Here is a 25,246-nt window from a genome sequence, read left to right on the forward strand (position 1 = left end):
GACCGATCCCGTGAAACTCAAGCGTCTCAGTGATATCCGCCGCAAGGAGCTGCGGCAGGCGGCCTTCGCGGTGTTGGAGCGCGAAGGCATTGCCGGCGCGACCCTGGAAAAAGTGGCCGCCCAGGCAGGTGCCTCCAAGGGCATCGTGCTGCACTATTTCCGCAACAAGCAGGAATTGTTCGAGCACGCGATGCGCGAGGCCAATGCCGTCCTGTGCCAGGCGGTGATCGCGCGGCTTCGCCGGGCGCGTACGCCGATGGAGCGCCTGGATGCGGTAATCGAGGGCAATTTCGAGACGCATCTGTTCCAGCCTCCCCTGTGCCATGCCTGGCTGTCGCTCTGTGCCGAGGTGCCGCGCGACGAGAAGATGGCCCGTATCCAGAGAGTGATCCATGCGCGCATGCGCTCGAACCTGTTGTCGGGCCTGCGCGGCCTCGCCTCGCCTGGAGATGCCGACGACATCGCGCTTGGCGTCACCGCGCTGATCGACGGGCTTTGGCTGCGGCTCGGCCTGCAGCCGGGCAGCGTCTCACGCGAACAGGCGGTCCGCCAGGTCAAGAATTATGTCGCGGGCCGGCTGGCCCTGCGGGAGCTTGCGACCGCCGGCGCGTAACCGGCCTCGGCTGGCCTGCCGGCCGGCGGGCGTCGAAGTTCATACCCGGGGATAGGCCGACGGCTTGACCACGGCCGCCACAATACGGTGCTCTCGACGAGGCAGAAATCTCGGAGCGTCGAATGAGACTTCACAACAAGCGCGCGCTGGTCACCGGTGGCTCGGACGGCATCGGCCTGGCGATCGCCGAGGCCTTTTCGCGCGAGGGCGCGGACGTCCTGATCGTCGGCCGCGACACCAAGAAGCTCGACGCTGCCCGCGAGCAACTCGGCGGCACTATCGAGACGCTGTCGGCCGATCTTGCCACATCGGCCGGCATCGCGGCCGTCGTCGAGCAGGTGAAAAAATCCGGCAGGCCGCTTGATATCCTCGTCAACAATGCCGGAGTGGCTTTCCTGGTGCCGTTCGAAACCGTCAGCGAGGCGCAGTTCCAGCAATCCTTCGCGCTCAATGTGACGGCGGTGTTCTTCCTCACGCAGGGCCTGCTGCCGCATCTGGCTGCCGGCGCATCGGTGATCAACATCTCGTCCTACTTCGCCAACAAGATGATCCCGAAGCGGCCGTCGAGCCTCTATTCCCTATCGAAGGGCGCGTTGAACTCGCTGACCAAATCGCTGGCCTTCGAACTCGGCCCGCGCGGCATCCGCGTCAACGCCATCGCGCCCGGCACGGTCGACACAGCCATGCGGCGCAAGACCGTCGACAATTTGCCGGCCGAGGCAAAGGCCGAGCTGAAAGCCTATGTCGAGCGCAGCTATCCGCTCGGCAGAATCGGCCGCCCTGACGATCTGGCCGGTATCGCGGTTTATCTGGCCAGCGAAGAGGCCGCCTGGACCAGCGGCGGCATCTTTTCGATCGATGGTGGCTATACCGCGGGCTGATCCGTCCGGCCACCAGACCAGGCGCCGGCATTTTCTGCGGCGCCGCTTTCCACGAATCCGAGTGCGCCTACCGCCTCCAGGATCTGATCGCGAACCCAGCGATGGGGTGGCTCGTCGTCGTGGCGCGCGTGCCAGTACATCCTGATTTCCGGAACAGCAATGGGAAGTGGCGGTTCAAAGATGACGAGCGGCAGGGTCTTGGCCGCCCAAACCGCGAACTGCCTGGGAACTGCCGCGAGGTGGTTTCCGTTTGCCACTGCCAATGCGACAGCCTGAAAGTGCGGCAGGGCCAGGCTTACACGGCGCGTTCGTCCGATCTTGCGGAGCGCCTCGTCGGTGGAGCCCGACATCGAGCCATCGATAGAACGAAGAACATGGGGCAGTTCGCAGAAGAGCTCGATCGGTAGAAGCTCGCCTTCCATGATCCCCGCCTGCCTGATCGCAGCGTTGTCGCTCGCGGCGATGATGGCGAATGGTGAATGGAACAGAGGCGTGCTTGAGACCCAGTCGGAGACCTCCAGCGGACGCTCGAGCGCTACGTCGATTTCATCGTCCTGGAGCAGCCGCGAGACGTCGCCGCGCGCGCTGTCGAGAAACCTTAGCGACGCGCGCGGCGCGGCACCCGCGATGCGCGCCGCTAAAGTTGGCATCAGCATCATGGAAAAGAAATCCGCACCCATGAACGTGAAGGTTCGCTCCAGTTCCACCGGATCGAACGCCTTGGCCGAGTGGAAGACGCGTTCGATTTCACGAAGCGCCACGCGTAACGGCTCGGCCATGCTCTCGGCGCGTGGCGTCGGCATCATGTCATTGCCCCGTCGCACGAACAGCTGGTCGTTGAGGAGATGCCGCAAGCGATTGAGCGCAGCGCTGACGGCAGGCTGGCTGAGGCCGATCTGCTCGCCGGCACGCGTAACGCTTCTCTCCCGCAGAAGGGCGTCGAACACCCTGATGAGATTGAGGTCGAGCGCGTTCAAATTCATCGCATCAATTCGCCCCATACGATCATTCGATTTCCGTTGTCGGCATATCCCTGGCTAGATCGTCATCGGCCCAGCAGGCACAGGCAACAGGAGGATCAGACGGCCATGACAATGACCCCCGGCACGATCACAGGCAAGGAACTCTTCTGGTTCAACAACACGCTTGTCGCGATCCACGTCTCGTCGGCGGCAGGAGAGGACGGCACCTGCGTCGTCGAGCATCGCATGCCCTATGGCGACTCCCCGCCCCTGCATGTGCATCGCAGGGAGGACGAAGTGTTTCACATCCTGGACGGGAGACTGCGCTTTCAGATCGACGGCCACGAACGCATTGCTGAAGCCGGCGAAACCGTCATTGCGCCGAAAGGCCTGCCGCACACCTACCGGGTCGAATCGCGCGAAGGCGCGCGTACGCTCACCATCACGCGCGGTTCGGATTTCGAGACGATGCTGCGTCAGGCGAGCCGTCCCGCCGAACAGCCGGAGGTGCCGCCGCAGATGCAACCAACACCGGAAATCATCGCGGCACTGGTGCAGCTCTGCGCAGAAAACGGCATCGACATTGTCGGTCCGCCGCTAGGGTGAGAGGCCGAAACCGCGCATTCTTTCCCTTCTCCCCTTGTGGGAGAAGGTGGCCGCGAAGAGGTCGGATGAGGGGTGTTCCAGCTTGGCGCCGACGGCACTCCGTCACCCACCCCTCAACCGTCTCGGCGCTGCGCGCCGATCCACCTTCTCCCACAAGGGGAGAAGGCGAGAAGCGCCGCACCTTCAACCGATTCGCATCCTCGCCGCCCGCAATCTCCGCTTGAAGCCGTTTGTGCAACGCGATACGCCGTTGCCGACTTCGACAAGGAGAGACCCGTGACCGCTGCAAAGACCAGAACCGAAACCGACACGTTCGGCCCGATCGAAGTCGCCGCCGACCGCTATTGGGGCGCGCAGGCGCAGCGTTCCCTTGGCAATTTCAAGATCGGCTGGGAAAAGCAGCCGGCATCGATCGTGCGCGCGCTGGGCATCGTCAAGCGGGCCGCGGCCGAAGCCAATATGGACCTTCAGCGGCTCGACCCGGCGATCGGCAAGACGATTGTCGAGGCGGCACAAGAGGTCATCGACGGCAAGCTCGACGACCATTTCCCGCTCGTGGTCTGGCAGACCGGCTCGGGCACGCAGTCCAACATGAACGCCAATGAGGTGATCTCCAACCGGGCGATCGAGATGCTGGGCGGCGTCATGGGCTCCAAGAAGCCGGTGCATCCCAACGACCACGTCAATATGAGCCAGTCGTCGAACGACACCTATCCGACGGCCATGCACATCGCCTGCGCCGAACGCATCGTGCACGATCTGTTGCCGGCGCTGAAGCACCTGCACAAGGCGCTCGCCGCCAAGAGCAGAGAGTTCAATCACATCATCAAGATCGGCCGCACGCACACGCAGGATGCCACCCCCCTCACGCTTGGCCAGGAATTTTCGGGCTATGCCGCGCAGGTTGCCTCGTCGATCAAGCGCATCGAGCTGACATTGCCAGGCCTGCAGGAACTGGCGCAAGGCGGCACCGCCGTCGGCACCGGCCTCAACGCGCCGGTCGGCTTCGCCGAAAGGGTGGCGGATCGCATCGCCACCATCACCGGCATCGCCTTCGTTACCGCACCGAACAAGTTCGAGGCGCTGGCGGCCCATGATTCCATGGTGTTTTCGCACGGCGCCATCAATGCGGCTGCCGCAGCACTCTTCAAGATCGCCAACGACATCCGCTTCCTCGGCTCCGGCCCGCGTTCGGGCCTCGGCGAACTGTCGCTGCCCGAAAACGAGCCGGGCTCGTCGATCATGCCGGGCAAGGTCAACCCGACCCAGTGCGAGGCGCTGACGCAGGTCTGCGTGCAGGTGTTCGGCAACAATGCGGCGCTCACCTTCGCCGGCAGCCAAGGCCATTTCGAGCTCAACGTCTACAACCCGCTGATGGCCTACAACTTCCTGCAGTCGGTGCAGTTGCTCTCCGACGCCTCGGTCTCCTTCACCGACAATTGCGTCGTCGGCATCGAGGCGCGCGAAGACAACATCAAGGCGGCACTCGACCGCTCGCTGATGCTAGTGACGGCACTGGCGCCGACCATCGGCTACGACAATGCCGCCAAGATCGCCAAGACCGCGCACAAGAAGGGCACCACGCTGCGCGAGGAAGCGCTCGCCACCGGACTGGTCAGCGAGGCCGATTACGACCGGCTGGTGCGGCCGGAGGACATGACGCATCCGGGGTAAGCAATTCCAGGAAAAATGTCTTGCGGTTTTCCGTCCGGAATTGCATCAGCCAGAAGCCCAGTGTTCGTGATGGGAGAATTTACTCCCGTCACGACCTGACCCGAAGCGAATTTTGCGCGGGCCGCCCGATCACGGAAACGTAAGTACTGTGAACAATGTGTCGCCAGTCTGGTGGCTTTGGTGAACAGTCGGCTTGCTCTATCTCCCCGGTATCAACCCATCCCGGAGAGCCACCATGTCCATCAACACTTCAGTCGCCGGTTCCGGCGCATCCAATGCCTCGACCACCATCCTCATCGGCCGCGTCCTGCTTGCGGTCATCTTCCTGCTTTCAGGTTTCGGCAAGCTGACCGCCATCACCGGCACGGCCGGCTATTTCGGCAGCCTCGGCCTGCCCTTGCCGACCGTAACGGCCATTGTCGTAGGCCTGATCGAGCTTCTCGGCGGCCTCGCCATCCTCGTCGGCTTCAAGACCCGGATTGTCGGCTGGGTGCTGGCGGTCTTCACGGTCGCTACCGGCTTGGTCGCCCACACCGGTTGGGCCGACCAGATGCAGATGATCCAGTTTCTCAAGAACCTCGCCATCGCTGGCGGCTTCCTCGTGCTGGCTTCCTCGGGCGCCGGTGCCTATTCGATCGACGCCAAGCGCGGCTGAGCCAAAATCTGGCGATAGCCGAACGAAAGAGCGGCGCGGAATTTTCCGCGCCGCTTTTCGTTGTTGGTACATGCCCGCCGATCTGTCGGCCGGAGTTTTCTGCTAGAGCAGTTCACCGTTTCACGGAAACGGCCAACCGCTCTAACTCCTTGATTTGACGCCATTCCGGACGGAAAACCGTTTCACACTTTTCCTGGAATTGCTCTAGGATCGGGGCATCGGACGAGGCCGGCCGGCGGCCGATAACGGAGGTGAACATGCCCCGCAACGCGCTGCTCCTGCTCTCCCGGCTGCTGCTCGCCGCCCTGTTCGCGCCCTCCGGTTTCCAAGCTTTGAGCGATATTGCCGGCACGACAGGCTATTTCGCCGGCCTCGGCCTGTCGCTGCCGACGCTTGCCGCCTGGGGCACGGGACTGTTCGAACTGATCGCCGGGCTGCTCATCCTGGTCGGTTTCCAGACCCGGATCGCGGCGCTGCTGCTCGCCGCCTTCTGCATTGCCGCCGGTTTCATCGGCCATTACGGCCAGGGCGGCGGCGACGCGATGCTCGCCTTCCTGCACCAGCAGATGCTGATGAAGGACATTGCGATATCAGGCGGGTTCGTTGCGTTGGCGATGGCCGGTGCGGGAGCCTGGTCGGTCGACGGACGTGGTTTGGCCTGACGGACTGGGTTGGAAACGTCAACGGGACAGCACCCCCCTCTGTCCTGCCGGACATCTCCCCCGCAACGAGGGAGATCGGATGTCATCCAGGCTTTCGCCAATCTTCAATGTTGCAAGAAAAAAGCACCGACGACGAAGCAGCCAATCTCCCCCCTTGCGGGGGAGATGTCCGGCAGGACAGAGAGGGGTGTGAAGAAACTCGACCGAGCAGGTTCTAATCCGCTCTGCTCCGACTCTACTTCACCGACCCACTGGGCCCACCTTCGACGGCCAGCACCAGCCGGCGGTTGGTGATCCTGGCCAGTTGCGCCAGGCGCCCGGCCGGCCGCTCGCCATAGAGATCGGCCAGCGATGCCGGCAGGACCAGCGCCAGCACGCCGTTGGCGCGTTGTTCCCATTTCAGCCTGGGCATGATGCCGGGCATCGACGCCGTCAGCAGGTAGACGACGCGCATCATCGCGGCGAGCACGCGGGCGCGCTCCAGATAACGCGGCGGCGCCAGCGCCTTGATCTCGGGGGCGATGGCTTCGTTGAAGATGCCGTCGTGACGATAGGCGTTGGCCATGGCCAGGAAAGCACGGCCGGGATGGTCGACGCCGAAGAAGGAGGCGTGCGCAATGATGTTGAGCGATTGCTTGCCGCGATATTCGGGATGCGCGCGCCAACCGATATCGGCCAGCAATGCGGCCGCGTGGCGGTAGCGCGCCTCGTCTTCGGTCTCCTCGATGCCGAAAGCGGCAAAGGTTTTGGCGGTCCAGTCGACGAGTTCATGCGCATGGGCGACGGAGCGTGAGCGCAGGCGGGCGAGTTCCTCCGAGGCCGAAATCAGCGGATCGGCCTTCTGCTCCGCCTTATCGAGCAGCGAATAGAGAAAGCCTTCGCGTACACCCAGAGCCGAAACGATGATCTTCGACGGCTGCATCGCCGCCATGATCTCCTGCAGCACGACGGCGCCATAAGGCAGCAGCGAACGGCGGTTCTTGGAAACGCCTTCGATGCCCTTGACCTTCTCGATCTCGGCCTTGGCCACCTGCTTGAGGAAATTCGCCGCGCTTTCGGCCGAGATCTCGTAATGGTGCATGACACCAAGCGGATAGTTGGTCATTTCCATGTGCAGCCGGGCAAGATTTCGCCAGGTGCCGCCGACGGCGTAGAAGGGCCTGCCCTGCCCGCCTTTCAACAGCTTGGCCTTCGCCAGTTCGTCACGCGTGATCTTGGCCGCCTGAGCCAGCGAGTTCTTCGCCATGTCCTGCAGGCGCAGACCGCCCAGCGGCAGCGTGATGCCGTCGCCGATCGCTTCGCCGGCGACGTCGACCAGTTCGAGGCTGCCGCCGCCCAGATCGCCGGCGATGCCGTCGGCCGGATGGAAGCCGGAAATGACGCCGAGCGCCGAATAATACGCTTCCTGACGGCCGCTGATGACACGGATCTCGGTCTTCAGCACCTCCTCGGCGCGGTGAATGAAATCAGGGCCGTTGACCGCCTCGCGGGCCGCGGCGGTGGCCAGCACATACATATGCTCGGCGCCGGCCTGGTCGGAAAGCGCGCGAAAGCGGCGGAACTCTTCCATCGAGCGCGTCACCGCCTCGGGGTCGAGCTTGCCGGTCGAAACGATGCCGCGGCCGAGACCGGCCAGCATCTTTTCGTTGAACAGCATGGTCGGCGAGCGCGCCAGTCCCTCATAGACGACGAGACGGATCGAGTTCGATCCGATGTCGATGATGGACAGCGGTCGGCGGTCCTGCAGCCGGCCCTGGGAATCAGACAGCATCAGCCGGACGCTGCGGCGTTCTTCTTGCGGCGCTTGAACTGCGCGATGCGCTTGGGCGCATGCGACTTCAGCGCGTCACCCCGTCCCGACAGGCTCGGATTGGTCATGAAATATTCCTGCGCGTTGAACGGTTCCTCGCCCTCCTCCAGCACGACGCGCCGGGAGGTTCCATCAGCCAATACGTCGAAACTTTGTTGATTGTCCATGATGTTGCCCAGCATGATCTGGCCAAGGATCTGTTCATGCACAGTTGGATTGGTGATCGGCACCATGGTTTCGACGCGGCGGTCGAGATTGCGCGGCATCAGGTCGGCCGAAGAGATGTAGACGATCGCCTCGTCCGACGGCAGGCCGTACCCATTGCCGAAACAGTAAATGCGGCTGTGTTCGAGAAAACGGCCGACGATCGATTTTACGCGGATGTTTTCCGACAGGCCCGGAACCTGAGGCCGCAGGCAGCAGATGCCGCGCACGACAAGATCGATCTCGACGCCGGCGCGGCTGGCATCGTAGAGCGCGTCGATGATGATCGGATCGACGAGTGCGTTCATCTTCATCCAGATGCGCGCCGGTTTCCCCTGCACCGCGTAGGCAATCTCGTCGGCAATGTGCTTCAGGATGCGGCTTCTCAGCGTGAACGGCGAGATCGCCAGCCGCATTTCGTCCGTCGGCTCGGCATAGCCGGTGATGAAATTGAACAGCTGGGCGACATCGCGGGCAATCGTCGGATCGGTGGTGAAGAAGGACAGGTCGGTGTAGATGCGCGCCGTTACCGGATGGTAGTTGCCGGTGCCGAGGTGCACGTAGTTGCGCAGCTTGCCGTCCTCGCGCCGCACCACCAGCGACATTTTCGAATGGGTTTTCAGCTCGAGAAAGCCGAACACGACCTGCACGCCGGCACGCTCCAGGTCGCGCGCCCAGCGAATGTTGGCTTCTTCGTCGAAGCGCGCCTTGAGCTCGACCAGCGCGGTGACCGACTTGCCGGCCTCGGCCGCGTCGACCAGCGCACGCACGATCGGGCTGTCATTGGAGGTGCGGTAAAGCGTCTGCTTGATCGCCACCACTTCCGGATCGGCCATCGCCTGGCGCAGGAACTGCACCACGACGTCAAACGATTCGTAGGGGTGATGGACGACGATGTCCTTCTCGCGGATGGCGGCGAAACAATCGCCGCCATGCTCGCGGATACGCTCGGGAAAACGCGGATTGTAGGGCATGAATTTCAGGTCGTCGCGAGGGACGGCGACGATCTCGGAAATCTGGCTGAGCGCCAGCGGCCCGGTGAGCACGCTGATGCGGCTCGACGACACGCCAAGCTCGCCGGCGACGAAGTCGCGCAATTCGCCAGGCATCAGCCTGTCGAATTCGATGCGGATCACCGAACCGCGCCGCCGCCGCTTCAGCGCCGTTTCGAACAGGCGAACCAGATCCTCGGACTCCTCCTCGACCTCGATATCGCTGTCGCGAATGATGCGGAACGTGCCGGAGCCCTTGACCTCGTAGCCGGGGAAGAGCTTGCCGATATAGAGGCCGACCGCCTCTTCCAGCGGGATGAAGCGGACATGATGCTTGCGGTCCGGCAGACGGATGAAGCGCTTCAGCGCCACCGGCAGGCGCAGCAGCGCGCTCATCTCCTCGCCATTCTTGCGATGGCGCAATTGCAGCGCCATCGAGAAGCCGAGATTGGGAATGAACGGGAACGGGTGCGCCGGATCGATCGACAGCGGGGTGAGCACCGGGAAAACCTGTTCCTGGAAATGGTCTTCCAGCCAGATTTTCTCGTCCTTGGTCAGCGCATCGCGGGTGATGCTCTCGATGCCTTCCTTGTTGAGCAGCACGGTCAGCGCCGAAAGGCTCTTCTGCTGGTCTTCCTGCAGCCGCTCGACCTCGCGGAGCAGTTGTTCGAGCTGCTGTTCGGGGGTGCGCCCGTCAGGGCTCTTCAGCGTGATGCCCTCGCGCACCTGGCCGGCAAGACCGGCGACGCGGACCATGAAGAACTCGTCGAGATTGGCGGCCGAGATCGACAGGAAGCGAACGCGCTCCAGCAGCGGATGATTGAGGTTCAGCGATTCCTCGAGAACGCGCCGGTTGAACTGCAGCCAGGAAAACTCGCGGTTGACAAACCGGTCCGGGTTGCCGCCCTCCGGGCGAGCCACCTCGACGTTCACGAATTCACTCTGCACCGGCTTCAGTTCGTTCATGATTCCCGCTCTTCCCGTACCGTCAGCCGGTTAGCCGTCTTTATAGCGACCCATGGTCCCCCCGGAAACCGAACTCGGTTTTCGGTTCATGGGTTAACCGGCTTAACTTATCCTCTGACAGGCTTTTGCGACAGTTTCATTTCATCGAACTTGCAAAGAGGCCTGATATGATCCAGATGCAGACGAGACTGCGTTAAGGAGACGACGATGGCAGGCGGTTCCATTCCCCATTTTCAGAACGATGCGGGCTTTCAGGCAATCGACATCGGCGTGAAGGAATTCATGTGCACGGGCGCCAATCCGCCTTTCGACCACCCGCATGTGTTTCTGGACATGGGCGACGACAACGAAAAAGTCTGCCCCTATTGCTCGACGCTCTACCGTTATTCGCCGAAGCTGAAGGCGACCGAGACGTTGCCGGCCGGCTGCATCTATATCGACCAGGCCGCCTGAGTCCTTCGCGACAAGCGCGATGACCGACACGCGATCCCGGCAAATTGTCATCGCCGGGGCGGGCGTCGCCGGATTGACCGCAGCCCTTGCGTTCGCCGAACGCGGCTACCCTGTTCGGGTGTTCGAACAGGCGCAGCGCCTGGAAGCTACCGGCGCCGGCATTCAGCTCTCTCCAAACGCGACCCGCATCCTTCGCCAGCTTGGCGTGCTCGACCGGCTGCTGCCGGCGGCGGTGCGGCCGGAAGCCGTGGTGTTGAAGGAGGCCACGACTTTGCGCGAACTGGCGCGCGTGCCGCTGGGGCAAGCCGCCGAAACGCGCTGGCAGGCACCCTATCTCGTCGCGCACAGGGCCGATCTGCAGAGCGCACTGACCGCGCGCGTTGCCGAGATGCCGGATATCCATCTCACCACCGGCGCCCGCATCGGCGACGTTGACACCGGCCCGGATGGCATCACCGCGACGGCCGAGATCGGCGGCAAGACCATCGAGGCGGAGGGTTTCCTGCTGGTTGGGGCCGATGGCGTCTGGTCGTCGGTGCGCGCACTTGTCGATTCGGCCAAGGGGTCGGCTTCGCCAAGGAACCATTTCTCCGGCGAACTGGCCTGGCGCGCCACCGTCGCGGCCGGCAGTGCCGCCGGTCGGAGCTTTGCCGCCATCGGCGCCAGGGACTGCGTCACCACCTTCCTGCATCCTGGCTTCCATATGGTCGCCTATCCCGTCAGCAAGGGTGCGGCCTTCAATCTCGCGGCCTTCACCAGGGGCGACCGCATTGCCGAGGGCTGGTCCGGCAACGCCGACGCCGGGATCCTGACCCGAGCCCTGCGCGGCACCGCGGCAGAACTTGCCCGTCTGGTCGAGCAGGCCGGCCCGTGGACCGCATGGCCGATCCACACTGTTGACCCGCAACAGCCCTGGACAACACCGAACGGCATCGCACTGATCGGCGACGCCGCGCATGCGATGACGCCGTTCGCGGCGCAGGGTGCGGCCATGGCGATCGAGGATGCGGCGACGCTTGCCGACATCATCGCCGACTTCCCTGCCGACCCCCTGGCCGCACTTGCCGTCTGGGAGCAGTCACGGCGGCCGCGTGTCGCGCAGGTCGCCCGACGCGGCGCTGTCAACCGGCTGGCCTGGCATGCCTCGGGTCCAGTGGCGATTGCGCGCAATGTGTTTCTGAAGGTGCGCTCGTCGGAAAAACTCGCGGCGGATCTGGACTGGCTCTACGGCTGGCGGGCTCATTAGAATGCTTACATCGGTCGACCTTGACGTAATGGCAATTTGTAGTTACATTTTTGTAGTCAACGAGGCGCAAATTGCGATTTGAATGGGACGCCGAAAAGGCGAAATCCAATTTCCGCAAGCATGGCGTAAGCTTCGACACCGCCGTTCGTGTTTTCGCCGATCCTTTCGCGCTATTGGAGCATGATCGAATTGAAGGGGGCGAATATCGTTGGCAGACAACCGGCTTGGTTGACACCGCATTGATATTGCTGGTTGCACACGCAGATCGAGAGGAAGACGGGATCGAGGTGATCCGCATCATTTCAGCGCGGCGAGCTACGTCCAAAGAGAAAAGGCATTATGCGCAAAATCGTTCGATATGAATTCGACCCGGCCAATCCGCCTCCTCTGACAGAAGCACAGAAAGCGGAGATCGCGGCTTTGAAGGCGCGACCAGAGGATGATGTCGACACGAGCGACATTCCCGAATTGACCGAGGAATTCTGGCAGAACGCCGTCCGAAATCCTTATTTCAAGCCGGTCAAGCAACAACTGACCCTGCGTCTCGATTCTGACCTCGTCGCTTGGTTCAAAAGGCGCGCACCGGATGGTCGCGGCTACCAGAGTGCAATCAACAGAGCGCTTCGAGAATATGTGTCCAAACAGGATCGCAAGGCCGGCTGATCACCGGAATGGCCTTCAATTATACAGCCGCATCGACAGGCCAAGCGATACAGGCAGCGGGTTCCACCAGCCGGTGCGCAGGCCGGCGGTGCGCAAGGCCGCCGCCGTCCAGGTGTTGCAGCCGACCAGTGCGTTGAAATGGCCATTGGCTTCGTAGAAGGCGTCGAACCTGGAATAGGCAGCGTCCGGAACGAGGATCGGGCCTTTCGGTCCCCGCTGGAAACTCGCATCGATGAAATCGAGCAACGCCGCGAACCGGTCCTCACCGATGTCGAATCCCACGACATCGGGGCGCGGTTCGACGATGTCACCGGCGACGTCGACATGCATGACCGACGCGTCGAGGGTCAGTGCCTTCATCACCGGCACCGCCTTCAGCTCGGACCATGTCGGCGTCTCCAGGTAGAAGGCGCGGCCGCCCCAGCCGAAGACGATGTAGCGGACCTCCGGCCTGTCGGCCGGTATGCCGGCGTCGACCAGGAAGTGGAAACGTCGGCGCACGGCGTCGTCGACCGGGATGGCGATATCGGTGTGGATCGGATTGTTCAGCACCAGGATGTGGCGCGTCGCGGCGGGCATGGCGGCGGCCGCCGGCCACAGCGGCCGCGGCACGAAGGTGCCCGTCGCCACGGCGAGTACGACGACAACCAACAGAAGACCTAGAAAACGTCCCAGTCTTTTCATGCAAGGCGGCCCTGCAAACGCGCTCGGCGCGACACGAACGCCCGCCTGTTATCCCATACGCAAAAGAGCCCGGCAGTGTTTCAGCCGGGCTCTTCGTGGCCGTCGAGGCCTAGTGCAGGATCTGCGACAGGAACAGCTTCGTGCGCTCGTGGCGCGGGTGGTCGAAGAACTCGGCCGGCGTGTTCTGCTCGACGATCTGGCCCTGGTCCATGAAGATCACCCGGTTGGCGACCTTGCGGGCGAAGCCCATCTCGTGGGTGACGCACAGCATGGTCATGCCTTCTTCGGCAAGGCCAACCATGGTCTCCAGCACTTCCTTGATCATCTCCGGATCGAGCGCCGAGGTCGGCTCGTCGAACAGCATGATGCGCGGGTTCATGCACAGCGAGCGGGCGATCGCCACGCGCTGCTGCTGGCCGCCGGAAAGCTGGCCGGGATATTTGTTGGCCTGTTCCGGGATCTTGACGCGCTTGAGGAAATGCATGGCGATTTCCTCGGCCTGCTTCTTCGGCGTCTTGCGCACCCAGATCGGCGCCAGCGTGCAGTTCTCCAGGATGGTCAGATGCGGGAACAGGTTGAAGTGCTGGAACACCATGCCGACCTCGCGGCGCACCTCGTCGATCTTCTTGAGATCGTTGGTCAGTTCCTTGCCGTCGACGATGATCTTGCCCTTCTGGTGCTCCTCCAGACGGTTGATGCAGCGGATCATGGTCGATTTGCCGGAGCCGGAGGGGCCGCAGATGACGATACGCTCGCCGCGCATCACTTTCAAATTGATGTCCTTCAGCACATGGAACTCGCCGTACCATTTGTGCATGGCGATGATGTCGATGGCGACATCGGTCGTGGAAATCTGCATCTTGGCGGCGTTGACCTTGATCTCTTCGGCGCTGACGGCATTTTCGGTGGCCATGACAGAATCCCCTTGTTCTTTTGTTTAGCGTTTGTGGCCGGTGTCGAGCCGGCGTTCGGTGTACATTGAATAGCGCGACATGCCGAAGCAGAACAGCCAGAAGACGAAGGCGGCGAAGATCAAGCCTGACCTCGCCGTCTGCGCGGTTGCCCAGTTTGCATCGGAAAAATTCTGTTTGACGATGCCGAGCAGGTCGAACATCGAGATGATGATGACCAGGCTGGTGTCCTTGAACATGCCGATGAAGGTGTTGACGATGCCCGGGATGACCAGTTTCAGCGCCTGCGGCATGACGATGAAATACATCTTCTGCCAATAGCCGAGGCCGAGCGAATCGGCACCTTCATACTGGCCCTTGGGGATCGCCTGCAGGCCGCCGCGCACCACTTCGGCCATATAGGCGGCGGCAAAAAGCGACACGCCGATCAGCGCGCGCAGGAACTTGTCGAAAGAGACACCCTCCGGCAGGAACAGCGGCAGCATGACGCTGGCGAAGAACAGCACGGTGATCAGCGGGATGCCGCGCACCGTCTCGATAAAGACGACGCACAGCGTCTTGATGATCGGCATCTTGGAACGGCGGCCGAGCGCCAGCACGATGCCGAGCGGCAGCGACACGGCAATGCCGACGAAGGACAGGCTGAGCGTCACCAAGAGCCCGCCCCAAAGCGAGGTCTCGACATGCGGCAGGCCGAACATGCCGCCGACCAGCAGGACGAAGGCGACGATCGGCAGCACGAAAAACAGCAGAACCGCATTCAGCCCTTTGCGCGGTACCTTCGGGATCAGCATCGGCACCAGCAGCGCCACGAACAGGATGGCGACCAGAATCGGCCGCCAGCGCTCCTCGATGGGATAGCGTCCGACCATGAACTGGCCGAATTTGGCGTTGACGAAAGCCCAGCAGGCGCCGGTCCAGCCATCCGGCTGGATGCCGCCTTGCGCCACCGTGGCGCATACGGTCCGGTCCGGTCCCGTCCACACGGCGTTGATGAACGCCCAATTGATGATTTGCGGCAGGATCATCGCCACCAGGGCGATGCCGACGATGGTCAAAATGGTGTCGCCGGCAGAAGCGATCAGGTTCTTGCGCACCCATGCGCCGAGGCCGGTGACGCTGGCGGGCGCCGGCTGCGCCAGCACCATTTCGGTGCGCACCCAGGACATATCATGTTCTTGCATGTCCTTACCTCACCTCTCCACCAGCGCCATCTTGGCGTTGAACCAGTTCATCACCAGCGAGGTCAGGAGACTGATGGCGAGATAGATCACCATCATGATCACCACGCCCTCGACGGCCTGGCCGGTCTGGTTCAGCACCGTCCCGGCGGTCGCCGTCAGGTCCGGATAGCCGATGGCGATAGCCAGCGACGAGTTCTTGGTCAGGTTGAGATACTGGCTGGTCAGCGGCGGAATAACGATGCGCATGGCCTGCGGCACGACGACCAGCCGCAGGATCGATCCGGACCGCAACCCCAACGCACCGGCAGCTTCCGTCTGGCCCGCGCTGACACCCCTGATGCCGGCGCGCACGATCTCGGCGATGAAGGCGGCGGTATAGCAGGACAGCGCCAGATAAAGCGACAGGAACTCCGGCCGGACCTGGAAGCCGCCGGTCAGGTTGAAAGTCGACTGCTTCGGGTAGTCGAAACTCAGGGGAAAGCCGCTCAGCGCATAGGCGAGCAGCGGCAGCCCGACGATCAGCGCCGCGGACGTCCAAAACACCGGAAATTGCTGGCCGGTCGCCATCTGCCGTTGCCGCGCCTTGCGCGCGACGAACCACGCCATGGCGATGCCGACGAGCAGGGCGACGAAGATCAGCCATGAGCCGTCGCCCCATACGGCGCGTGGGAAATAGAAACCGCGCTGGTTGAGGAAGGAGCCGAACGGCAAACCGATGCTGTCGCGTGGTGCCGGCAGCACGGCCAGCACGCCGGAATACCAGAAGAAGATGACCAGTAGCGGCGGGATGTTGCGGAAGACCTCGACATAGACCGTGCAGATCTTCCTGATCAGCCAGTTCTGCGAGAGCCGGCCGATGCCGATGACGAAGCCGATGATCGTTGCGGTGATGATGCCGACGATGGCGACGATCAAGGTATTGATGAGGCCGACCAGAATGGCGCGGCCATAGGTCGAATCCGACGAATAGGCGATCGCGCTCTCGCTGATGTCGAAGCCGGCGCGGCCCTTGAGGAAGCCGAAGCCCGAAGCGATGCGCAGCCGCGTCAGGTTGTCGATGACATTGTGGGCAATCCACCAGACGCCCGCCACCAGCAGCACGACGACCAGCACCTGGAAGAATATGCCCCGGATTTTCGGATCGTTGATGAAGGAACCGCGGCTGGGCTCCTCGCGAAGTACGTCCTGCGATGCCATTCGACCGTCCCCTGGAAAGAGAAACCGGGAGGCAGGTGATCTGCCTCCCGGATCACATTTCGATCAGCGGATCGGCGGCGCGTATTGCAGGCCGCCCTTGGTCCACAGCGCGTTGATGCCGCGCGCGATCTTCAGCGGGCTGCCCGAGCCGACATTGCGCTCGAACATCTCGCCATAATTGCCGACGGCCTTGACGATGTTGACCACCCAGTCATTGGAGACGCCGAGATCGGTACCGATCTTGGTATCGGCTTCCTGGCCGAGCACGCGCTTGATCTCGGGGCTGGCCGAGTTCTTCATCTCATCGACATTGGCCTTGGTGATGCCGAGCTCTTCAGCCTGCAGCAGCGCGAAATAGGTCCACTTGACGATGTGGTACCACTGGTCGTCGCCCTGGCGAACGGCCGGTCCGAGCGGCTCCTTGGAGATGATCTCGGGCAGCACGACATGGTCGGCCGGCGCTCCCAGCGTCAGGCGGATGCCATAGAGGCCCGACTGATCGGTGGTGTAGACGTCGCAGCGGCCGGCATCATAGGCGGCGTTGACCTCTTCCAGCTTTTCGAAGACGACGGGATTGTACTCCATCTTGTTGGCCTTGAAGTAGTCGGCGAGGTTCAGCTCGGTGGTGGTGCCGCTCTGCACGCAGACGGCGGCGCCCGAAAGCTGCAATGCCGAATTGACGCCCGGCAGCTTCTTGGCGTTGATCATGAAACCCTGGCCGTCATAGTAGGTGACGCCGATGAAATTCAGGCCAAGCGCCGTATCGCGGTTGATGGTCCAGGTGGTGTTGCGCGACAGGATGTCGATCTCGCCCGACTGCAGCGCGGTGAACCGCTCCTTGGCGCTGAGCGGCGTGAACTTGACCTTGGAGCCGTCACCAAAGACGGCGGCCGCGACAGCGCGGCAGAAATCCGCATCGATGCCTTGCCAGTCACCCTTGTCGTCCGGCGCCGAAAAGCCGGCCAGGCCGGTGGAGACGCCGCACTGGATGAAGCCCTTCGCCTTGACGGTGTCGAGCGTGGCCGCCGACGCGGCGGACGCCATCAATCCAAGCGTGGCGGCGCCTAGAATGCCGATAGCAATATGTTTCATGACCCACAGACCCTTTTCTCTGTTTTTCAGGAGTAAATCCTGATTTTTTTCTCCCGTGTGAACGCGGCTCCCATCCCGGCCCATCCCGGAACCCCGCATCGTAACCGACGCGCCGCCTCCCGTTCACAAATGTCATCGAAGGCGATAATTCCTGTGAGGTCAAGGAAAATGACCGAAACCCAAAGAGTTTGAAAACCGATTGCCGCAAATGCCCGATTTACAGACAAACACGCCCGCGATTTAGCCAGCAGGGCTAATAAAGGCGGCAAATCTCATGCAACGCCAACGCCGGCCAATACGGGCCGCGGCAGCGAAATCCATCCCGGGCAATACCTCGTCGTTGTTGACCTCCCCGTGCGACGAACTACCAGGTTCCAAGATTGTCATCTGACGATTTACTGACGGCTGCATACCAATACAGACCGCCGACGAAGACTGCTCTCAAAAGGCTTGAAAGACGATCCAGGTCCCGACGGCGGCCATCAACGCGCCTGAAACGCGCGGAATCAGCTGCCCGGTCGGCACCGTCTTCTCCAGCAGAACAAGGATGGCGATGCCGGCGATCCACAGCACGTTCATGACGCCACCGACGAACAACAGAGCCATCAGCGCCCAGCAACACCCCAAGCAATAAGCGCCGTGATCCATGCCGAGCCGAAGCGCGCCGAGCGGAGCGGAACGGAATCCGCCATGGCTGGCCAGGAACGCGATCGGTGCCTGACATTGGCGCAGGCAGACGCCCTTCATCGGCGTCCATTGATAGAGGCCGGCGGCGATCAGAACGAGGCCGCCGAGGATCGCGCTGACGGTCGCCATCGAGGGATCGAGCAAGGCTAGACGGGCGAGAAGCCATTGCGCACCGGTCGCCAGGAGGCTGAAGGCGACCCAGACGGCGAGATAGCCGGCAAAAAACCATCCCGTCGAAGCGATGGGCCGGCCATCCGCCCGCGCCTTGCGGCCGACACCGGCATAGAGTAGCAGCATCGGCGCGACCGAAGGCGTCATCATGCCAACCATCATCACCGCCCACATCGTGAAGGTGAAGGCGAAATCGCCCAATGCCCAGGGCCGGAAGCCGGGCGCCATGGCGGCGCCCATATCCATGCCGCCCATATCCATGCCGGCCATGTCGCCGCCTCCGCCGTCCGGCAAAGGGGAGCCGGGCATGACCATGGTGGCGGCGAGCCACAGCACATAGGCCCAGGCGAGCACGGCGAGCACGGCGAGCACGGCGAGCACGGCGAGCACGGCGAGCACGGCGAGCACGACGAGCGCGGCCGTCACGACCGCGCGATCGCGCCTCAGCACCGCCTCGAGGGCCGTATCGCCCATTGGATCAGGTCAATGCACGATGCCGCTCTGCGTGAGATGCAGATTGGCGAAATGGCTGTGCGTATCGGCCAGCTCGAACTTGATCGGGCCCGTCGCCTTGGTCCAGCCGCGCCCGACCTCGGCGATCGCGTATTCGAAGCCGTGCGGCAAGTCGATGCGCGCCTGGTGCGCGGCGCCGGTGACCGGATTCCGGATCGGCTCGCCGCGACCGTCGGTTATACCCTCGACATGCAGCCGACTGGTTCGCGCGTCGACGTCGATCTTGAATTCGATCGGCGCAAAGATCGGGTCGTGGAATTTCTCCAGCGTGGTCGAAAAGACCTGAAATATCGTTGCACCTGGCTCGGTGTCCAGACCGCCCAATATGCGAAGCAGCGCGCCACGTTGGGCTTCCGTCGCCCTCTCGTCGATGACCACCGCGGCTTCACCCCCGCCCTGGTGTATGGCGCCGGGCCAGCTGAAAATCCCGACGAACCGCAACCCGTCGAGCTTGGTGTCGCCGTGATGGCCGCTCTCGATTTCCAGGCCGGCGACCGCCTGGCAGAATCCGTATGTCGGCATGGCGTTGAACTGGCACGGGCAGCCATAGGCGCAGTTGCAGTTGATGAATTCGCTCGCCTTCATGGCCCATTTGACGTCCGGCATGGCATTCCTCCCTTGCCGCGCTCACGCTTCGTGAGCGCGATCCGGATCGTGGAGGACCAGAAGTCAACCGGCAGCAACCATCCGGCAGCATCTGATCGAAGCAATCCGGCGATTAACATTAGCCGACGATCATATACCATTCACCGCCGCCCACAATAGACCGATCGGCTGGGACAAGGGCTCCGAACGCAGGTCAACAAAAGACCTGACGACAACAGGTCGGCGGCGGCGGCAGCAGCTTTTTGTGCCGGTAGCTTTTGTGCCTGTCGCTTTTCTTGATAGGAATTTTTTCTTGACTCCCTGCCCTCAGCTATGGTACATATTCGTCCATGGTGCTGATTTGCGCCGATAGCCCGCCGCACAGGCGGGTTTTTCGTTTAATACTCCGTCCCCGCATCGCTGTTTTTGCCGCGACGAATTGGCATATTCGAAGTCCGCCTCCTGGCGGGCGGTGGCTGTTGCACGGTCCATAGCGCCGCACTATGGCTAGCGGCTTATCAAACAAGGCGACGCAGATGGCGAAAGACGGCAGCGAGCACGGCGGGATGGGCATCAACACGCGGCTTGCCCATTCGGGCAACAATCCGCACGACTATTTCGGCTTCGTCAATCCGCCGGTGGTGCATGCTTCGACCGTGCTTTTCCGCGACGCGGCTTCGATGGCGGCGCGAACCCAGAAATACACTTACGGCACGCGCGGCACACCGACGACCGATGCGCTTGCCCATGCCATAGACGCGCTGGAAGGCTCGGCAGGCACGATCCTGGTGCCGTCGGGCCTTGCGGCGGTGACGGTGCCGCTGCTCGCCTTCGTCTCGGCCGGCGACCATCTGCTGATCGTCGATACCGTCTATCATCCAACCCGCAATTTCGCCGACACGATGCTGAAGCGGCTGGGCGTCGAGGTCGAGTATTACGCCCCCGATGTCGGCGCCGGCATCGCGGCGTTGATCAAGCCCAACACCAAGGTGGTGTTCACGGAATCGCCGGCCTCCAACACGTTCGAGGTGCAGGACATCCCGGCCATCGTCAAGGCGGCGCACGCCGCGGGCGCCATCGTCATGATGGACAACACCTGGGCGACGCCACTCTATTTCCGCCCGCTCGACCACGGTGTCGACATATCTATCCATGCGGCGACCAAATACCCGGCCGGCCATTCCGACGTGCTGCTTGGCACGGTGTCGGCCAATGAGAGTTGCTGGACGCACCTCTACGAAAGCTTCTGCACGCTTGGCTGTTGCGCCGGGCCCGACGACGTCTACCAGGTGCTGCGTGGCCTGCGCAGCATGGGCGTGCGCCTCGAACACCATCAGCGCAGTACGCTTGCGATCGCCTCCTGGCTCGAGGGCCAGAAGGGCGTGGCGCGCGTGCTCCACCCGGCCCTGCCCAGCCATCCGGATCACGCTCTGTGGAAGCGCGACTTTTCCGGCTCGAGCGGCATCTTTTCCATCGTTCTTGCCGGTGGCGGCCAGAAGCAGCAGCACGCCTTCCTCGACGCGCTACGGATCTTCGGCCTCGGCTATTCCTGGGGCGGCTATGAGAGCCTTGCCGTACCGGTCTGGCTCGGCGACCGCGTTGTTGCAAAAGCCCCCTATGAGGGTCCGTTGATCCGCCTGCAGATCGGCCTCGAGGATGTCGACGACCTGAAAGCCGATATTTCGCGCGGCCTGACCGCCGCAGCGGCGGCCTAAAGCGTGTCGCGCCTGAAGATTTTCAGGCGACCCGCTTCAGGTTTTGTTTTTGTGCATGTTGTTCTCCCAAAACCGAGGTCACTTTTGGGCGACATGCACTAGCGGAATTCTATTCCCTAAAATTGCGATTTCGCGGATCAGTTTGGCTTTCAAATTCAACGATGCCGCGTCATTGCGGTGAAATCAGCACATTTTCGACTTCCCCTGGAATACCGGCAGAGTTTTCGACCCCATGGCTTTCCGCCTTTTTGTTCCCATTCTTGCCGGCGCGACGCTGCGCGAGCGTCTCGTCGCCTGTATCGGCGCGACGATCGGCATTGCACTCACCGGTGTGATCGCCAGCCTTGTGCTCGGTAACGGCCCGCACGTGCCGCTGCTGGTGGCGCCGATGGGGGCGTCGGCGGTGCTCCTGTTCGCCGTGCCCGCCAGTCCGCTGGCACAGCCATGGTCGATCATCGGCGGCAACACGATATCGGCGCTGGTCGGCGTGATCGTGGCGCATTTCATCCACGAAACCGCCCTTGCCAGCGGCATCGCGGTGGCACTGGCCATCGCCGCCATGTCGTTCACGCGCTGCCTGCATCCGCCGGGCGGAGCGGCCGCGCTGACCGCGGTGCTGGGAGGGCCTGCCGTCATCAGCGCCGGCTTCCTGTTTCCATTCGTGCCGGTGGCGCTGAACTCGATCCTGCTGGTGGCGCTCGGCTACGGCTTCCACAGGCTGGCCCGGCGCAATTATCCGCATGTACCGGTTGCAGCGCCGGCGAACAGCCACGGCACCGGCGATCCGCCGGCGCAGCTGCGCGTGGGCTTCCGGTCCGAAGACATCGATGCCGCGCTTGGCGCACTCGACGAGACGTTCGATATCGATCGCAACGATCTCGACCGGCTGCTGCGGCAGGTCGAATTGCAGGCGATGGTGCGCGCGCACAAGACGCTTCTGTGCGAGGACATCATGTCGCGCGATGTGATCTCGGTCGATACTCACACCTCCACCGAGGCAGCGCGCCAATTGCTGCTTGACCACAACATCCGGACCCTGCCGGTCGTCAATGCGGAAGCCAGGCTGGCAGGCACCGTGGGGTTGCGCGAACTCACCCAGGCCTCCGGGACAGTCGGATCCGTCATATCACCCGCGGCAACAGCCGCCGCAGGTTTTGCCGCCATGGGTCTGCTGCCGGTGCTCACCGACGGCCGCAGCCATGCGGTCATCATCGTCGACGACGACAAACGGATTCTCGGGCTGATCACCCAGACCGATCTGTTGGCGGCCACGGCGCGCCTGCAGGCTGCCTGACAAGCCTTCACTCGCGCGGTAGGGTACCGCCGCCAGGCCCCGCGAAAAGTCTTCGGGAACCTTTTGCCGGCGACAGCGTCCAATCTCTCAATCGAGTCCGGTCCGGAGATTGGGTTGAGGAAACTGGCCATGCCTGCTGTCTTGACGGCCGTGCCTTCTGCTGTGCCAGGCGAGATGCAGCTTGTGCGCCGCGCCTTGGCGCGCGACGGCGATGCCTTCCGCACCATCATCAAGACACACAATCAGCGGCTCTACCGGATCGCGCGCGGCGTCGTGCGCAATGACAGCGAGGCCGAGGACATCGTGCAGGAGGCCTACGTCAAGGCTTTCGCCCATCTCGATGCGTTTCGCGGCGACTCCTCGCTCGCCACATGGCTGTCGCGCATCGTCATCAACGAGGCGCTTGGCCGCCTGCGCAACAGGCGCAGAACGGTGGCACTGCCGGAAAATCCGCAAGCCGAGATCATCCGGTTCCCTCTCAACCCCAGCGACGATCCGGAACGGACGATGGCGCAAAGGCAGATCCTCCAACTGGTCGAACAGGCCACCGACAGCCTTCCCGACGTCTACCGGACGGTGTTCGTGGCGCGGGTGATCGAGGGGCTGAGCATCGAGGAGACCGCCGATCTCCTCGGCGTGCGGCCGCAAACCGTCAAGACGAGGCTGCACCGCGCGCGCGCCCTCGTGCGCAAGGCGCTGGACGACCAGATCGGACCGGTGCTGCTCGATGCCTTCCCCTTCGCCGGCCGGCGTTGCGAACGACTGACCAGCGCCGTGATGCGGCGGCTCGGGCTGGAAAGCTGACCCTCACCGGATTTCAGTTCATTTCAGCGGGAACGTTTGCCGCTGACCAGCATCCAATGAACGTCAACCGAAAAACACAGTCCGGCGCGATTTCAGCGTCCGGACGAAGGAGATGCCATGTCTATCCGACACACTGCCGCGCTCGCCGCCCTGTTGCTGCTTGGCACTGCCCCATTCGCACAAGCCGCCGACAAGCCAACCGATCCGCAGATCGCCCACATCGCCTACACGGCCGGGGTCATCGACGTCGAAGCGGCCAAGCTGGCGATCGAGAAATCGAAGAACAAGGAGGTTGTCGATTTCGCCAAGGACATGGTCCGGGATCACGAGGCTGTAAATGTTCAGGCGCTCGACCTGGTGAAGAAGCTCAAGGTCACGCCGCAAGACAACGCCACCAGCCAGGCGCTGACCAAAGCTGCGGCGGAGGAGCGGGCCAAGCTTGCCAAACTCGACGGCGCTGCCTTCGACAAAGCCTATGTCGACAATGAGGTCGCCTACCACAAGCAGGTCAACGGCGCGCTCGAAACCCTTTTGATCCCGTCGGCGCAGAATGCCGAACTGAAGAGCCTGCTGGAAACCGGCCTGAAGATTTTCCAGGGCCATGAGCAGCACGCCGAGCACGTCGCCGGCATGCTCAAGTAAGGGCCCGGAGCATGCCGAAACGCCATCTGTGGATTGCGTTGGCGCTGGCCGTCGGTACCGTTCCGGCGCGAGCAGAAACCATCCAGGTCATCATCGACAGGCTGGTGTTCTCGCCAGCCACCGTCGAGGCCAAGGTCGGCGACACGATCGAGTGGGTGAACAAGGATGTGTTCGCCCACACGGCCACCGTGAAAGGCGGCTGGGAAGTGATGATCCCGCCGAAGAAATCCGCAAGCCTGACATTGAAGGCCGCGGGACCGGTCGACTATTTCTGCCGCTTTCACCCCAACATGAAAGGCCGTCTCGACGTGACGCCATGATGGTTTGGAACCGGCGGCGAAGCGATCGCTTTGCCGCCGGTTGTTCCAAGCGTCAGTCCCGGATCGCTCAGCCCTGTGCAAGCAGCCACTCGATCATCTGCGCTGCCTGGGCGGGCGGGCGGTCCGGCGCCAGGATAGAGAGGCTGAGGCCGGTCGGAACGCGCTGCGGGAACGGCGCCACGAGCGAACCCGCGGCGATAGCGCGCGCGACCAGAGCCTCATGCCCCATCAGAACGCCGGCGCCGTCGACGGCCGCCTGCAGCGCCATGCTGTAGAGCGAGAATTCGGAACCGGACTCGATCGACGGACCTTTCACCCCGGCAGCCTCGAACCACAGGCTCCAGTCGCCGGTCCAGGTCGTGTCCCAAAGCAGAAGCTGCGATGACAGATCAGCCGGCGTTTTCAGCTGCCTGGCGAGCGCCGGCGCGCAGACCGGAAAGATCACGTCGTCGCAGAGCTTGAACGCGCGGCTGCCCCCTGGTGCGTGCCTGGTCAAGAAGATTGCGAGGTCAAAGGGTTCACGCCTGAAATCCGGCGGCTCCTCCAGCGCATGGATGGACGGGCGAAGGGCGGGAAGCGCAGCGCGAAGCGCCGGCAGACACGGAGCCAGCCACAGCTGGGCAATCGACGGCAGCGCGGCAATGCTCACCTGCGGCCTTGGCGCCCAGATGCGCAGTTCCTGGACGGCAAGGCCCATGGAGTCGAACGCCGTGGAGAAGGCCGGCAGCGCCGCGCGCCCAGCCTCGGTCAGATGCAGCCCCTGGGCATGGCGCACGAACAGCGACGAGCCCAGCCACGCCTCCAGCGCCTTGACCTGATGCGATACGGCCGCCGGGGTAACGCCAAGTTCATCGGCGGCCTTGGCAAAGCTCTCCTGGCGAGCGGCAGCTTCAAAGGCGCGCAAGGTGTTGAGAGGCGGCATTCGAGGTCGCGGCGGATTTACGGCCATCGTCCGACGTTTCCGGATGGCGTCGGGGGGGGGGGGGGCGCGGGCCCGCCGGGGGGGGTTGATTGGGGTTTTTAATAAAACCACCCCCCCCCCCCCCCCGAGGGCCGGGGG

Annotated in this window: 26 protein-coding genes; 15 read left to right on the forward strand and 11 right to left on the reverse strand. The window is 63.1% G+C overall.

Translation table 11 applies throughout. The features are described 5' to 3' along the window. Positions 1–10: 10 nt before the first annotated feature. Positions 11–613, forward strand: coding sequence for a choline-binding transcriptional repressor BetI (gene betI, locus NKI69_RS11640; protein ID WP_031213897.1), 603 nt, complete (start codon positions 11–13; stop codon positions 611–613). Between the two features lie 122 nt (positions 614–735). Beyond that, a complete protein-coding gene (locus tag NKI69_RS11645) occupies positions 736–1,494 on the forward strand; it encodes an SDR family NAD(P)-dependent oxidoreductase (RefSeq protein WP_128306039.1) in 759 nt (252 codons plus the stop codon). On the opposite strand, the gene NKI69_RS11650 is transcribed toward NKI69_RS11645, so the two are convergent. Then, complete coding sequence (locus NKI69_RS11650; protein WP_128306040.1) at positions 1,479–2,477, reverse strand: LysR family transcriptional regulator; 999 nt, start codon at positions 2,475–2,477, stop codon at positions 1,479–1,481. The two genes, NKI69_RS11645 and NKI69_RS11650, sit on opposite strands and share 16 nt — an antisense overlap. 111 nt (positions 2,478–2,588) lie before the next feature. Between NKI69_RS11650 and NKI69_RS11655 the strand changes: the two genes are divergently transcribed. The 4 genes from NKI69_RS11655 to NKI69_RS11670 all read left to right on the forward strand — a co-directional run bounded on the left by NKI69_RS11655 (position 2,589) and on the right by NKI69_RS11670 (position 6,053). Further along, entirely contained in the window at positions 2,589–3,062 is a 474-nt protein-coding gene (locus tag NKI69_RS11655) for a cupin domain-containing protein (RefSeq protein ID WP_023814131.1), read from the forward strand. Positions 3,063–3,338: 276 nt separating this feature from the next. After that, positions 3,339–4,736 carry a class II fumarate hydratase gene (gene fumC, locus NKI69_RS11660; protein ID WP_352721347.1) on the forward strand — a complete coding sequence of 466 codons (1,398 nt, stop codon included), beginning with the start codon at positions 3,339–3,341 and terminating at the stop codon, positions 4,734–4,736. A gap of 235 nt (positions 4,737–4,971) precedes the next feature. After that, a complete protein-coding gene (locus tag NKI69_RS11665; RefSeq protein WP_023814129.1) occupies positions 4,972–5,391 on the forward strand; it encodes a DoxX family protein in 420 nt (139 codons plus the stop codon). Positions 5,392–5,648: 257 nt separating this feature from the next. Continuing rightward, a complete protein-coding gene (locus NKI69_RS11670) occupies positions 5,649–6,053 on the forward strand; it encodes a DoxX family protein (RefSeq protein WP_352721349.1) in 405 nt (134 codons plus the stop codon). Positions 6,054–6,288: 235 nt separating this feature from the next. Here the strand turns inward: NKI69_RS11670 and ppx are convergent, their stop codons facing one another. Both ppx and NKI69_RS11680 read right to left on the reverse strand, forming a co-directional pair. Continuing rightward, the gene (gene ppx, locus NKI69_RS11675; RefSeq protein ID WP_352721351.1) at positions 6,289–7,824 is read right to left on the reverse strand and encodes an exopolyphosphatase; all 1,536 of its coding nucleotides are present in this window, start codon (positions 7,822–7,824) and stop codon (positions 6,289–6,291) included. Continuing rightward, a complete protein-coding gene (locus tag NKI69_RS11680; RefSeq protein ID WP_352555377.1) occupies positions 7,824–10,025 on the reverse strand; it encodes an RNA degradosome polyphosphate kinase in 2,202 nt (733 codons plus the stop codon). The genes ppx and NKI69_RS11680 overlap by 1 nt, the downstream gene beginning before the upstream one ends. 207 nt (positions 10,026–10,232) lie before the next feature. On the opposite strand from NKI69_RS11680, the gene NKI69_RS11685 reads away from it, so the two are divergent. From NKI69_RS11685 to NKI69_RS11700, 4 genes are all read left to right on the forward strand, one after another. Continuing rightward, complete coding sequence (locus NKI69_RS11685; protein WP_224696089.1) at positions 10,233–10,478, forward strand: zinc-finger domain-containing protein; 246 nt, start codon at positions 10,233–10,235, stop codon at positions 10,476–10,478. Positions 10,479–10,497: 19 nt separating this feature from the next. Beyond that, positions 10,498–11,724, forward strand: a complete 1,227-nt coding sequence (locus NKI69_RS11690; protein WP_352721354.1) for an FAD-dependent monooxygenase — start codon at positions 10,498–10,500, stop codon at positions 11,722–11,724. Between the two features lie 71 nt (positions 11,725–11,795). After that, entirely contained in the window at positions 11,796–12,086 is a 291-nt protein-coding gene (locus NKI69_RS11695; protein WP_127810806.1) for a BrnT family toxin, read from the forward strand. Next, entirely contained in the window at positions 12,064–12,387 is a 324-nt protein-coding gene (locus NKI69_RS11700; RefSeq protein ID WP_027037847.1) for a BrnA antitoxin family protein, read from the forward strand. Before NKI69_RS11695 ends, NKI69_RS11700 begins: the two co-directional genes overlap by 23 nt. A 15-nt stretch (positions 12,388–12,402) precedes the next feature. On the opposite strand, the gene NKI69_RS11705 is transcribed toward NKI69_RS11700, so the two are convergent. The 7 genes from NKI69_RS11705 to NKI69_RS11735 all read right to left on the reverse strand — a co-directional run bounded on the left by NKI69_RS11705 (position 12,403) and on the right by NKI69_RS11735 (position 19,432). Next, positions 12,403–13,071: a TIGR02117 family protein gene (locus tag NKI69_RS11705; protein ID WP_352721357.1), complete on the reverse strand. Its 669-nt coding sequence runs from the start codon at positions 13,069–13,071 to the stop codon at positions 12,403–12,405. Between the two features lie 109 nt (positions 13,072–13,180). After that, positions 13,181–13,930, reverse strand: coding sequence for an amino acid ABC transporter ATP-binding protein (locus NKI69_RS11710; RefSeq protein WP_031213892.1), 750 nt, complete (start codon positions 13,928–13,930; stop codon positions 13,181–13,183). Between the two features lie 78 nt (positions 13,931–14,008). Further along, positions 14,009–15,166: an amino acid ABC transporter permease gene (locus tag NKI69_RS11715; RefSeq protein WP_352721359.1), complete on the reverse strand. Its 1,158-nt coding sequence runs from the start codon at positions 15,164–15,166 to the stop codon at positions 14,009–14,011. Between the two features lie 9 nt (positions 15,167–15,175). Then, positions 15,176–16,363 carry an amino acid ABC transporter permease gene (locus NKI69_RS11720; protein ID WP_352721361.1) on the reverse strand — a complete coding sequence of 396 codons (1,188 nt, stop codon included), beginning with the start codon at positions 16,361–16,363 and terminating at the stop codon, positions 15,176–15,178. Between the two features lie 63 nt (positions 16,364–16,426). Beyond that, positions 16,427–17,455, reverse strand: coding sequence for an amino acid ABC transporter substrate-binding protein (locus NKI69_RS11725; protein ID WP_023814120.1), 1,029 nt, complete (start codon positions 17,453–17,455; stop codon positions 16,427–16,429). 441 nt (positions 17,456–17,896) lie between these two features. Further along, a complete protein-coding gene (locus NKI69_RS11730) occupies positions 17,897–18,787 on the reverse strand; it encodes a DUF2182 domain-containing protein (protein ID WP_352721363.1) in 891 nt (296 codons plus the stop codon). 9 nt (positions 18,788–18,796) lie between these two features. Beyond that, positions 18,797–19,432 carry a DUF1326 domain-containing protein gene (locus NKI69_RS11735; protein ID WP_352721365.1) on the reverse strand — a complete coding sequence of 212 codons (636 nt, stop codon included), beginning with the start codon at positions 19,430–19,432 and terminating at the stop codon, positions 18,797–18,799. Between the two features lie 515 nt (positions 19,433–19,947). On the opposite strand from NKI69_RS11735, the gene NKI69_RS11740 reads away from it, so the two are divergent. From NKI69_RS11740 to NKI69_RS11760, 5 genes are all read left to right on the forward strand, one after another. Then, positions 19,948–21,126, forward strand: a complete 1,179-nt coding sequence (locus NKI69_RS11740; RefSeq protein ID WP_023814116.1) for a cystathionine beta-lyase — start codon at positions 19,948–19,950, stop codon at positions 21,124–21,126. Positions 21,127–21,358: 232 nt separating this feature from the next. After that, the gene (locus NKI69_RS11745) at positions 21,359–22,420 is read left to right on the forward strand and encodes an HPP family protein (RefSeq protein WP_023814115.1); all 1,062 of its coding nucleotides are present in this window, start codon (positions 21,359–21,361) and stop codon (positions 22,418–22,420) included. A gap of 129 nt (positions 22,421–22,549) precedes the next feature. Beyond that, entirely contained in the window at positions 22,550–23,224 is a 675-nt protein-coding gene (locus tag NKI69_RS11750) for an RNA polymerase sigma factor (RefSeq protein WP_023814114.1), read from the forward strand. Between the two features lie 117 nt (positions 23,225–23,341). Continuing rightward, on the forward strand, positions 23,342–23,866 hold the full coding sequence (locus NKI69_RS11755; protein WP_352721368.1) for a DUF4142 domain-containing protein: 525 nt from the start codon (positions 23,342–23,344) through the stop codon (positions 23,864–23,866). 11 nt (positions 23,867–23,877) lie between these two features. Next, positions 23,878–24,186, forward strand: coding sequence for a cupredoxin domain-containing protein (locus NKI69_RS11760; protein WP_023814112.1), 309 nt, complete (start codon positions 23,878–23,880; stop codon positions 24,184–24,186). A 67-nt stretch (positions 24,187–24,253) separates the two neighbouring features. Here the strand turns inward: NKI69_RS11760 and NKI69_RS11765 are convergent, their stop codons facing one another. Further along, positions 24,254–25,108 (reverse strand): LysR substrate-binding domain-containing protein, encoded by an 855-nt coding sequence (locus NKI69_RS11765; RefSeq protein ID WP_352721370.1) that lies wholly within the window; start codon positions 25,106–25,108, stop codon positions 24,254–24,256. Positions 25,109–25,246: the final 138 nt, after the last annotated feature.

This window comes from Mesorhizobium sp. M0491, assembly GCF_040321265.1.
Taxonomy (GTDB): domain Bacteria; phylum Pseudomonadota; class Alphaproteobacteria; order Rhizobiales; family Rhizobiaceae; genus Mesorhizobium.

Bases quoted from the DNA above. Each gene is read 5' to 3' on its own strand.
- NKI69_RS11645 (WP_128306039.1), top strand. From the start codon at position 736: ATGAGACTTCACAACAAGCGCGCGCTGGTCACCGGTGGCTCGGACGGC.
- NKI69_RS11650 (WP_128306040.1), bottom strand. From the start codon at position 2,477: ATGAATTTGAACGCGCTCGACCTCAATCTCATCAGGGTGTTCGACGCC.
- NKI69_RS11655 (WP_023814131.1), top strand. From the start codon at position 2,589: ATGACCCCCGGCACGATCACAGGCAAGGAACTCTTCTGGTTCAACAAC.
- NKI69_RS11665 (WP_023814129.1), top strand. From the start codon at position 4,972: ATGTCCATCAACACTTCAGTCGCCGGTTCCGGCGCATCCAATGCCTCG.
- NKI69_RS11670 (WP_352721349.1), top strand. From the start codon at position 5,649: ATGCCCCGCAACGCGCTGCTCCTGCTCTCCCGGCTGCTGCTCGCCGCC.
- ppx (WP_352721351.1), bottom strand. From the start codon at position 7,824: ATGCTGTCTGATTCCCAGGGCCGGCTGCAGGACCGCCGACCGCTGTCC.
- NKI69_RS11680 (WP_352555377.1), bottom strand. From the start codon at position 10,025: ATGAACGAACTGAAGCCGGTGCAGAGTGAATTCGTGAACGTCGAGGTG.
- NKI69_RS11685 (WP_224696089.1), top strand. From the start codon at position 10,233: ATGGCAGGCGGTTCCATTCCCCATTTTCAGAACGATGCGGGCTTTCAG.
- NKI69_RS11690 (WP_352721354.1), top strand. From the start codon at position 10,498: ATGACCGACACGCGATCCCGGCAAATTGTCATCGCCGGGGCGGGCGTC.
- NKI69_RS11700 (WP_027037847.1), top strand. From the start codon at position 12,064: ATGCGCAAAATCGTTCGATATGAATTCGACCCGGCCAATCCGCCTCCT.
- NKI69_RS11705 (WP_352721357.1), bottom strand. From the start codon at position 13,071: ATGAAAAGACTGGGACGTTTTCTAGGTCTTCTGTTGGTTGTCGTCGTA.
- NKI69_RS11710 (WP_031213892.1), bottom strand. From the start codon at position 13,930: ATGCAGATTTCCACGACCGATGTCGCCATCGACATCATCGCCATGCAC.
- NKI69_RS11715 (WP_352721359.1), bottom strand. From the start codon at position 15,166: ATGCAAGAACATGATATGTCCTGGGTGCGCACCGAAATGGTGCTGGCG.
- NKI69_RS11720 (WP_352721361.1), bottom strand. From the start codon at position 16,363: ATGGCATCGCAGGACGTACTTCGCGAGGAGCCCAGCCGCGGTTCCTTC.
- NKI69_RS11725 (WP_023814120.1), bottom strand. From the start codon at position 17,455: ATGAAACATATTGCTATCGGCATTCTAGGCGCCGCCACGCTTGGATTG.
- NKI69_RS11730 (WP_352721363.1), bottom strand. From the start codon at position 18,787: ATGGGCGATACGGCCCTCGAGGCGGTGCTGAGGCGCGATCGCGCGGTC.
- NKI69_RS11735 (WP_352721365.1), bottom strand. From the start codon at position 19,432: ATGCCGGACGTCAAATGGGCCATGAAGGCGAGCGAATTCATCAACTGC.
- NKI69_RS11740 (WP_023814116.1), top strand. From the start codon at position 19,948: ATGGCGAAAGACGGCAGCGAGCACGGCGGGATGGGCATCAACACGCGG.
- NKI69_RS11745 (WP_023814115.1), top strand. From the start codon at position 21,359: ATGGCTTTCCGCCTTTTTGTTCCCATTCTTGCCGGCGCGACGCTGCGC.
- NKI69_RS11750 (WP_023814114.1), top strand. From the start codon at position 22,550: ATGCCTGCTGTCTTGACGGCCGTGCCTTCTGCTGTGCCAGGCGAGATG.
- NKI69_RS11755 (WP_352721368.1), top strand. From the start codon at position 23,342: ATGTCTATCCGACACACTGCCGCGCTCGCCGCCCTGTTGCTGCTTGGC.
- NKI69_RS11760 (WP_023814112.1), top strand. From the start codon at position 23,878: ATGCCGAAACGCCATCTGTGGATTGCGTTGGCGCTGGCCGTCGGTACC.
- NKI69_RS11765 (WP_352721370.1), bottom strand. From the start codon at position 25,108: ATGCCGCCTCTCAACACCTTGCGCGCCTTTGAAGCTGCCGCTCGCCAG.